Source organism: Shewanella sp. 10N.286.51.B7, from assembly GCF_002873615.1.
GTDB classification, from domain to species: Bacteria; Pseudomonadota; Gammaproteobacteria; order Enterobacterales; family Shewanellaceae; genus Shewanella; species Shewanella electrodiphila.
Genome location: NZ_MCUF01000059.1, coordinates 78,989 through 88,951, shown reverse-complemented (window position 1 = coordinate 88,951; position 9,963 = coordinate 78,989). Strand labels below are relative to the sequence as shown.

Here is a 9,963-nt window from a genome sequence, read left to right as displayed (position 1 = left end):
CTTTTTGCCGTTAATTTGAACCGGTTAAAACCATCTCAAATCAACCTGACTCAGTGTTTCGCTATTGCGCTCTGCCGTGTCAGTGGATGCGCATTATAGGCAAATCAGATTTTCGCGCAAGGGCTTTTTAAAAGAAAATGACAGAAACATGAATGACAGATGAACTTTTAAACGAAACGCATAAAAAAGGGACTAAATAGTCCCTTAATCCAGCTATAGCAGCATTTATTCACCAAAGAATCTTGATTCTTGTTTAATAGTCACAGCTTTACCTTCAATGTTGGCGTCAACGACTAAGTTAATTTTTGTCACTGTTCGTTCCAATTGGCCAGGATCTACTGCAATACTAATAGGTAGTGTTAATACTTCACCCGCTTTGATTGCAACTTGTTTTGGTCCATTCCACTCATATCCTTCTAAACCGTCCATTGAGAGTTGATACTCTTGAGCTTGTTCGGTCTTGTTGAGCAGTTTCAAAGTATAGGTATTTTCAACTAAACCATCATTAGTGATACGGTAAAGGGCGTTTCGATCACGAATCACATCCATACGCAAAGGTGCGATTGTGGCACTGGCATAAACGAACACTAGTATCATCACTGTTAATGCTACGCCGTAACCAATCAGTTTTGGTCTTACGATCGTCTCTTTAACATCTTCCAGTTTATTTTCGGTTGTATAACTAATTAAGCCTTTGTCATAGCCCATGCGCTCCATTGTAGTGTCACAGGCATCAATACAGGCTCCGCAGTTAATACACTCGTATTGAAGTCCATTGCGAATATCGATACCAGTCGGGCAAACCTGCACGCACAAGTCACAATCAATGCAGTCACCCAAGCCCATTTCTTTATGGTCAGCTTTACGAGATCTCGGCCCTCTGGTTTCACCACGTTTACTATCGTAACCCACTATATAAGTGTTCTTATCAAACATCGCCGCTTGGAATCGTGCATATGGGCACATGTGGATACACATAATTTCGCGCATCCAACCTGCGTTACCGTAAGTAGCAAAGGTAAAAAACACCACCCAGAAATAAATGCTTAGATCAGCATTTAAGGTAAATACATCTATATACACCTCGCGACTTGGTACGAAATACGACACAAAGGTCATTGCAGTTAATAATGAGATAAGTATCCAGGAGGTGTGTTTGGCGGTTTTTCGCCATAGCTTATTAAAGCTCCATGGCATTTGGTCTAATTTAATTCGCTTATTACGTGCGCCTTCAAATTTTTCTTCAAACCAAATAAAGATAAAGGTCCACACGGTTTGCGGACACGTGTAACCACACCATACTCTCCCAAGATAAGTCGTCACAAAAAACAAGCCAAATGCGGCAATCGTAAAGAGTGCTGCGAGTAAGGTTAAATCCTGTGGCCAAATAGTCAGTCCAAAAATATGAAACTTCTGTTCTGCTAGGTTAAACCAAACCGCTTGGCGATCTCCCCAAGGCAGCCAAGGTAATATTAAAAAGAATGACATGGTTGCCCAGCCAATACGCCTTCTAACAGTCGTCCATAAACCTGTCACTGCGCGAACATAAATACTATTACTCGGATTAAATCTATCTGCCTTACTGGCATCGGGTTGGTGGATCTTAATCCGTTTTTGTTTGGCGTAATCTTTAGGTGTAGATTCTTGTGTCATCTTAATGCCTTACTACTTATAAAAGGGGCAAAGAAAGTGGCAGTTACCAAATATAAGTTATCGTTTTTAGTCAAAAAAACCTATTAACTGCTACACACTCGTATATAGAGTGTTAATTGAGTATATTATACTCGTATTATTCATGGTTATTCACTTTAATTGGACTAAATGATGAGAGGCTGGATCCTTATTGCACTGATTGGCGGTGTTATTTACTACTTTGCGACCGAAACAAATAAATTAGATGAACCTATTGCTGAAATTCAGTCTGTCATAAACAGCGCTGATGACAAGGTGACATCAATGACAGGCACAAAGATCATAAGAAAGAGTGAGAAGGTTATTGCAATTCCTTCAGGTGTAATAGAAAGACTTTCAGACAAAGAGGCCTCTGAATTCAAAGCTATCTTTACTGATAATAGTACTGTGGCAGCATTTAAAGATGACTACTGCGGCTTTGGTGCTAGACATCCAGTTATTGGCAAAGAAAACCTGCAATTAATCTGTGACAAGATATAAATTTAACTTTCCTGACATCTGTCAATTGACCTGAGATTTAATTCAGCCTAGCCTTTGGATATTCGATTGAAAAAGGCTAGTAAAATGACTCAACAGGTTTCCGATATTTTCGACCCATCACTTTGGGACACAGTAAGCGACTTCGACTTTGAAGACATTACTTACCATCGCGCAAAAGACCAAGGCACAGTAAGGATTGCGATTAATCGTCCAGATTGTCTTAATTCTTTTCGTCCTAAAACTGTAGACGAGCTCTACACCGCACTAGATCATGCTCGCCAATGGTCTGATGTTGGTTGTGTGTTAATTACTGGAAACGGCCCTTCGGCTAAGGGACAGCATTCTTTCTGTGCTGGCGGCGATCAGCGTATTCGTGGCAAAGATGGCTATAAATATGAAGGTGCAGAAGAAGGTAAACCTGATGTCGCACGTATGGGTCGTCTACATATATTAGAAGTACAGCGACTCATCCGCTTTATGCCTAAAGTGGTTATTGCTGTTGTTCCTGGTTGGGCTGTTGGCGGTGGCCACAGTTTACACGTGGTGTGTGATTTAACCTTGGCCTCAAAAGAGCATGCGGTATTCAAGCAGACTGATCCGGATGTAGGCAGTTTTGACTCAGGTTACGGCAGTGCTTACTTAGCTAAAATGATTGGCCAAAAACGCGCTCGTGAAATTTTCTTCCTTGGTTTTAATTATACTGCAGATGAAGCATTTGATATGGGCATGGTAAACCGTTCTATCCCACATGCCGAACTAGAAACTGAAGCATTATCTTGGGCAAAAGAAATCAATAGTAAGTCTCCTACTGCAATGCGCATGCTTAAATATGGCTTTAACTTGCCAGATGACGGCTTAGTGGGTCAGCAACTATTTGCAGGTGAAGCAACTCGTCTTGCTTATGGTACTGAAGAAGCTCAAGAAGGCCGTGATGCATTCCTTGAAAAACGCGATCAGGATTTTTCTAAATTCCCTTGGCATTATTAACGCCACTCGCTCACTAACCTAGCTTCAAAGATTAACCCTCTGCAATTATTGAGAGGGTTTATCTAACTTCCCAATGTTTCTTCTGAGCATAAACATGAATAAAACCCACCAAAACTCTGATTTTATTTGTTTGTAGTATAAAAAATACACCTACAAAACCTTAATCGAATAAACCTTTCGTCTTAATTGGTAAAAAACACTTTAAATGATAATAAGAACTGTTATCATTTAAATCAAATCAACACCAATACTGAAAAGGCTTTAATCATGAAAAAAACTATCTCTTTCGCAATTTTACATTTCAGCGTCGCTTTTACGATTACCTACCTACTAACAGGCAGTATTGTCATTGGTGGGGCGGTCGCTTTAATTGAACCTGCAGTGAATACAGTGGTGTTTTATTTCCATGACAAAGTCTGGAATCGCATTGAAGCAAATGAAACAGCTAATAATGACTTGGCCAGTATTGCTGTTTCATAATCTTTGTTCTGATTGAAAGCGTTATAGCGAAGCTATTTTGGCGGAGTTTCTTTCTCTAAACCCAATTTTTTAGCTAACGGTGCGATTGCGCCACCTTGAATAAAGATAGAAAACAACACAAAAAAGAACACCATATGCACGATATCAATCGCGCCAGGTACGCCTGCTGCTGCAGGTATAAGTGCAAACACAATTGGCGTTGCACCTTTTAACCCGATCATGGATATAAATAGTCGTTTTTTCCAGGTTGCTTTTACAAAAGGTAAATAGCACAGTTGCACGGCCAATGGCCTTGCTACAAAAATTAATAACAAGCCAGGGATAATAGACGCCCAAAATACGGTCATTAATGTTTGTGGGAAAATCTGTAGTCCCAATACAATAAACATCAACGCCTGTGCTAACCACGATAGGCTGTTAAAGAAGTGCAAATTAACCTGCTGACCACGTTTAATCCCATTACCAATCACCACGCCAGCAATGTAAGAAGCCAATAGAATATTGCCTCCCATTAATTCCGCACCATAAGTCGCAATAATAAAACTCGCCAAGACAAACACAGGAATGAGCCCGTATTCAGATAAGCTTATTTTACTCAATAAGGTCACTGCAATTTTACCAATCAAAAAGCCTACAACTACCGCAACCAATATCTGAGTGACTAAATCTAAGCTTAACGACGACAGTGTCACTGATTGCGTCGATGAAAGCGCCATTTCTGTCAGCACAATCACCATTAGCATAGCTACAGGGTCATTGGTTGCTGATTCAAACTCCAAAACCGTATCGGTTTCTTCTTTTAACTTGAGCTTTTTAGATTCCAAAATTGAAAACACAGCTGCTGCATCGGTTGATGACACGACTGCCGCGAACAATAAACAGGTAATAAAATTAAAATCGAGTAATAAGTAAAGTATTGCTGCAAATATAATCGTAGTAAAAACAACCCCAAATGAGGCTAATACTCCGCCCTCTTTATATGCCACTTTAATTTTTGCTGTTGAGGTGTTTAAGCCCCCCACAAAAACAATCACATTTAAAGCAAGCCCACCTATCCAAGCCGTTTTGTCTAAATTGTCATATACAAAGTTAAACTCACCATTACCCAGTGATAAGCCAACGCCCATGAAGATAAATAGCGACGGAATACCAAGCGTACGAGATGGGTGATGTAATAGAATGCCAATAACAATCAGAATAGACATTCCAATCATGATCATCTCGGTTGTCATAAAGTCACCTTTAGGAATTGAATAAGCGCATTTTGATAGATTAGCTTTTTGGAATAAAAGCCAAAGTTATAAGGGTAGAGAGTTTTATAACTTAACGGACCATAAAGCACGACTGTAATAAAACTTTAATAAAATAATTAACCAATATTAGTTTGCGCACAATATAGCACTTTTCTTACAGCTAAACTTAAAATAGCCTTAAACAACGATTAACACAAAACTATTCAGTCAGTTAAATTTCTACACCTAACGGACAAAAAAACAGCCAGGCTGCGCACTACAAAACTTTAGCCTCACTTAAGAAAACCTCATATCTTTTTGCTAAATTATAGTTAACAAACCACAAGCAGTAACATCGCAACAACATATATAAAACATAAGCTTAGATGCACCATGTAAAAAATAAAGCACCCCATTTCACTGTAACTTTACTGTCATATTGATCTGTCTTAATGCACTCGCTTCAAATTACAGCGTTGAAAGAAGCACCCTAACTTCAGATATCCAAGACGGATATTGAAACAAATAATAAGTGGAATTTGTGATGAAAAAAGTGATTGGTTTATTAACTGCTGTTGGCTTAATGACGGCACCTCTTGTTCAAGCTGGTACAGTAACAGTATCTGGTTCGACATCTGTTGCACACGTTATGGAAGTGCTAGCAGAGAACTATCAAAACACTGCTAAAAAGAACATTGAAGTACAAAGCACTGGCTCTTCTGCTGGTATTCGTGCAGCGAAAGACGGCACCAGCATGATTGGTATGTCTTCTCGTAACGTTAAAGAGAATGAGTTAAACGATACAACAAAAGAAATCGTTATTGCTCGTGATGGTATTGCTGCAGCAGTAAACAAAGCAAACCCTGTTCAGAACTTAACTCAAGAACAAATTTCAAAAATCTATCGCGGCGAAATCAAAAACTGGAGCGAAGTTGGCGGTGAGTCTCGCCCAATCGTTGTCGTTACTCGCGAAAACGGTTCAGGTACTCGTGGCGCATTTGAAGAAATCATGAAGCTACAACGTACGGTTAATGGCCACAAAGTAACGGCTATTACACCAACTGCTCAGGTAGGTAACGGTAACGGTATGATCAAGACCATCGTTGCTAACAACCCATTTGCAATCGGCTATATCTCATTAGGCAGTGTTGATGACTCACTACGCGCCTTAAATGTTGACGGTGTTGAAGCAAGTGATTCAAACATCGCAGCTGGCGACTATCAAATTGCTCGCCCTTTCATCGTATTAGTGAATAACAAACCACACCCGAACGCAGAAGGCTTTATCGACTTCATCATGTCTGAAGATGGTCAAAGCATTGTTGCTGAAGAAGGTTACATCCGCGTTCAGTAATAATTACAACTAAGTTTTTAAGAGGAGCTTGCGCTCCTCTTTTGTAGTTTCTACAAATATTTAAATGATTTAATCATCAGTACGACCCTGAGGCATATGATGAATACAGCAACTAAAGTCCAATCTACAGGACTACAACTTGCACCTAAGAACACCGTGGACATAAAAGAAATCTTCTTTCATGGTCTATTCCTATGTTGCGCTATGGTTGGCGTTCTATCCGTTTCTACCATTGGATGGTTTGTATTTAATGAAGGTTTACCAGCGTTCAAAGAAGCTGGAGTAACCGAGTTTGTAACAGGTAAAGAGTGGTTACCACCAGCGCTATACGGCATTTTCCCAATGATTGTCGCCTCGATAATATCAACTGCAGGCGCAGTTATTATCGGTGTTCCTATTGCCATCCTTACTGCGGTATTCCTTGCTGAAATAGCACCTAAATGGCTAGCAGACTTAGTAAGACCAGCCGTAGAGTTACTGGCAGGTATCCCATCTGTTGTTTACGGTTTTTTCGGGTTGGTGATTATTGTTCCAGCTATCGAAACTCTATTTAATATTCCTGCAGGTAACACTGTTTTAGCGGGGATCATTGTGTTGGCGATTATGATATTGCCAACTGTAATTACTATTTCAGAAACCTCAATTAGAGCATTGCCTTCGGTATACAAAGAAGGCGCATTAGCACTTGGGGCATCACATGTTTACAGCATTTTTAAAGTACTCATCCCTGCGGCTAAAAGTGGCATCTTAACTGGTGTTGCTTTAGGTGTTGCGCGTGCTATTGGCGAAACGATGGCAATTATCATGGTGATGGGGAATGCACCAGCAATGCCAGGCTCATTGCTTGAACCAGCAAGAACATTAACTGCAAATATCGCGATGGAAATGTCCTATGCAACAGGCATCCACTCAAGTGCCTTATATGCTACCGGTATCGTGCTATTAGCATTTATCGTATTGCTTAACGGTTCACTGTTATATCTAAACCGCAAGAGAGCTTACTAATCATGTCTAAGTTTACTCAATCAAACTCGACTATTTCGACACTGAAAGACTCGAAATCATTACTATCGAGAGAAAACCAAGATAAATTGCTGCATGGCGCTATTTGGGCAGCAGCAGGCATCACCATCTTATTTTTACTATGGGTGGTATGGCACATCTTATCTAATGGTTTAAGCCATGTAAGCTGGGAATTTATCACTAGTTCTTATACCCGAATCGGTGAAGCATCAGGTATTTGGGCAATGATTGTTTCAACCGTTTATATGGTGCTACTTTCATTAGCTTTTGCTGCGCCTATAGGCATTATGACGGCAATTTACTTAACTGAATACGCGGCTCCTGGCAGTAAGTTCGTGCAAGTCATTCGTTTTTGTACTGAATCATTAGCGGGTATTCCTTCTATTGTTTACGGTTTATTCGGTATGACATTCTTTGTGACTACCTTAGGACTTGGTTTCTCTATCCTTTCAGGTGCACTAACACTCGCAATGCTCATTTTACCCGTGATTATCCGAACCACTGAAGAAGCATTAATGGCTGTTCCTATGAGTTACCGTGAAGGCGGTTATGCGCTAGGAAGCAGTAAAATCTACACCATTTGGCGTCTCATTTTACCGAGCGCTTTACCTGGTATTGTCACGTCAGTCATTTTAAGTACTGGCCGCGTTATTGGAGAGTCTGCACCGGTATTTTTAACCGCCGGCATGGTGACTCAGATTCCTGAATCAGTATTAGATTCAGGCCGAACATTGACCGTTCATTTATATAAGTTAACCCAAGAGTTATTTACTCAACATGAGTGGGATCAAGCCTACGCAACTGCAACCATATTGATTGTATTAGTGCTGGTATTGAATTTAACAACCAAAGTGATTGCGACCCGATTAAATAAACAATCTTAATCAATACGCAAATAGTCATAAAACGAATAGTCATAAACAAATAGCAATAACACGTAAAAAGTCGTGTTAGATAAAGGCCTGAAAATGAACAAACTTGAAGTAAACAACTTAGATTTATTCTACGGTGAGAACCACGCACTAAAAGATATTTCAATCAATATCCCATCACGCCAAGTCACCGCATTAATTGGTCCTTCTGGGTGTGGTAAATCAACGCTACTTCGTACTTTAAATCGAATGAATGATTTGGTTGCGGGCGTAAAAATCACTGGTACTGTCGCATTTGAAGGCGAAGATATTTATGCCGATGTAGACGTTAAAAACTTAAGAATGCGTGTTGGTATGGTTTTTCAAAAACCAAACCCATTCCCAATGAGTATTTATGAAAACATTGCTTTTGGTCTAAAAGCTCAAGGCGTTAAAGATAAAAAAGTAATTGATCAAGTAGTAGAAGAATCACTTCGCGGCGCAGCATTATGGGAAGAAGTGAAGGATCGCTTGAATACGCCAGCATTTGGTCTTTCTGGTGGTCAACAACAACGTCTTTGTATTGCCCGTGCTATTGCTATGGAGCCAGAGGTCATCTTAATGGACGAGCCAACCAGTGCGCTTGATCCAATTGCGACCCATAAAATTGAAGAGTTAATGGATGAGTTACGCAAAAAGTTCACCATCGTAATTGTGACCCATTCAATGAACCAGGCAAAGCGTATTTCAGATAGAACCGCATTTTTTTGGATGGGTGAGTTGGTTGAACAAGGCGAAACACATCAAGTATTTAATAACCCTCAAGACTCACGTACTCAAGGGTATGTTAGCGGTGAGTTTGGTTAACCTTTTCTGATAGTTTGAGCCTCAAAAAAACTATAAAGTAAAAGCCTCCACAAAATGGAGGCTTTTTAATATCAAACACAATACTAATAGCAAGCTTTGCTTTACCATTTAGTCATTAACTATTTCCCTTATGAGCTCAAAGTGGCAAAACCCAACCCGAAAGGCCCAAGCCGCACCGTTGATATTTTCTGTGCTAAATGTAAAGCCCAGCTGTTTAAGTACCGCAAAGGCGGAAAAGGTGCGTTAGTGAAGTGCTTTAAAGAGCGTATTGTCGATGACTACACCAAAACTGCTTGTGTCTGCCCTAATTGCAGCATCACCTTTGCTAGAGATTGTTTAGTCCGTGGCACCCCTGCATTTAAAATGATTGGCGGCAAAGTCACCATGAAATGACTTAGATCCTGATGAAGATACGTCACCCTTTATCAATAATCTTTTTCACGACATTTATAGCTGCAACATAATTGTTAGCTCAAGTTCAATAAACTGAGTCATTTAATAAATAAAAAACTCTAAAAACTGCCAACCTATTGAGTCAAGTATCAATACATCTACTGATTTCTAGCTAATATTTCTAATCATAAACTCGATTTTTATAGAACGTTTTTTAGTGTGAAAAGAGGTAACAAATGAAAAGATTGATCTCAGTCGCTATTGCTAGCTGTTTACTTATAGGGCCACCAGTATCAGCCGCTCAACAACTATCAACAGAAGATGCTATTGGCATGGCAGGATTAATGATCTGCGATGCATTTTATAGTGACATTGAATCTGAAGAGTCAGCAAGCCAAACAGCTATCATCAAAAAATTAATGGCTGATAAATATAAAACAGGTATTGAAGAAATGATGATGACACAACGCACAAGCGATGAATTAGATTTATATATTGCAAAATTCGAAGCGTCAGATGAAGACAACAAATTTAATTTATGCAAAGAAGCCATACAATATACTCAAGATAGCAGCGTTGCGAATTTAGGAATGAGATAATCACT

The 9,963-nt window shown here is 39.7% G+C and carries 11 protein-coding genes; 9 read left to right on the top strand and 2 right to left on the bottom strand.

The annotated features are described in order from the left end of the window. Positions 1-225: 225 nt before the first annotated feature. Entirely contained in the window at positions 226-1,653 is a 1,428-nt protein-coding gene (ccoG, locus tag BCU84_RS16440) for a cytochrome c oxidase accessory protein CcoG (protein ID WP_102529159.1), read from the bottom strand. Positions 1,654-1,824: 171 nt separating this feature from the next. Here ccoG and BCU84_RS16435 point away from each other — a divergent pair, with 171 nt between their 5' ends. The 3 genes from BCU84_RS16435 (at position 1,825) to BCU84_RS16425 (ending at position 3,639) form a co-directional block, all read left to right on the top strand. Further along, positions 1,825-2,172: a hypothetical protein gene (locus BCU84_RS16435; protein ID WP_102529158.1), complete on the top strand. Its 348-nt coding sequence runs from the start codon at positions 1,825-1,827 to the stop codon at positions 2,170-2,172. An 84-nt stretch (positions 2,173-2,256) separates the two neighbouring features. Next, the gene (locus tag BCU84_RS16430; protein WP_102529157.1) at positions 2,257-3,159 is read left to right on the top strand and encodes a 1,4-dihydroxy-2-naphthoyl-CoA synthase; all 903 of its coding nucleotides are present in this window, start codon (positions 2,257-2,259) and stop codon (positions 3,157-3,159) included. A 267-nt stretch (positions 3,160-3,426) separates the two neighbouring features. Further along, entirely contained in the window at positions 3,427-3,639 is a 213-nt protein-coding gene (locus tag BCU84_RS16425; RefSeq protein ID WP_102529156.1) for a DUF2061 domain-containing protein, read from the top strand. A 32-nt stretch (positions 3,640-3,671) separates the two neighbouring features. Here the strand turns inward: BCU84_RS16425 and BCU84_RS16420 are convergent, their stop codons facing one another. Beyond that, entirely contained in the window at positions 3,672-4,871 is a 1,200-nt protein-coding gene (locus BCU84_RS16420; protein WP_102529155.1) for a potassium/proton antiporter, read from the bottom strand. Positions 4,872-5,415: 544 nt separating this feature from the next. Between BCU84_RS16420 and BCU84_RS16415 the strand changes: the two genes are divergently transcribed. From BCU84_RS16415 to BCU84_RS16390, 6 genes are all read left to right on the top strand, one after another. After that, entirely contained in the window at positions 5,416-6,225 is an 810-nt protein-coding gene (locus BCU84_RS16415) for a phosphate ABC transporter substrate-binding protein (RefSeq protein ID WP_102529154.1), read from the top strand. A 99-nt stretch (positions 6,226-6,324) separates the two neighbouring features. Next, a complete protein-coding gene (pstC, locus tag BCU84_RS16410) occupies positions 6,325-7,230 on the top strand; it encodes a phosphate ABC transporter permease subunit PstC (protein WP_102529153.1) in 906 nt (301 codons plus the stop codon). A 2-nt stretch (positions 7,231-7,232) separates the two neighbouring features. Then, positions 7,233-8,132 carry a phosphate ABC transporter permease PstA gene (gene pstA / locus BCU84_RS16405; protein ID WP_102529152.1) on the top strand — a complete coding sequence of 300 codons (900 nt, stop codon included), beginning with the start codon at positions 7,233-7,235 and terminating at the stop codon, positions 8,130-8,132. Between the two features lie 84 nt (positions 8,133-8,216). After that, positions 8,217-8,966 carry a phosphate ABC transporter ATP-binding protein PstB gene (gene pstB, locus BCU84_RS16400; RefSeq protein WP_102529151.1) on the top strand — a complete coding sequence of 250 codons (750 nt, stop codon included), beginning with the start codon at positions 8,217-8,219 and terminating at the stop codon, positions 8,964-8,966. A 141-nt stretch (positions 8,967-9,107) separates the two neighbouring features. Beyond that, entirely contained in the window at positions 9,108-9,359 is a 252-nt protein-coding gene (locus tag BCU84_RS16395) for a hypothetical protein (protein WP_102529150.1), read from the top strand. 236 nt (positions 9,360-9,595) lie between these two features. Continuing rightward, a complete protein-coding gene (locus BCU84_RS16390; protein ID WP_102529149.1) occupies positions 9,596-9,958 on the top strand; it encodes a hypothetical protein in 363 nt (120 codons plus the stop codon). Positions 9,959-9,963: the final 5 nt, after the last annotated feature.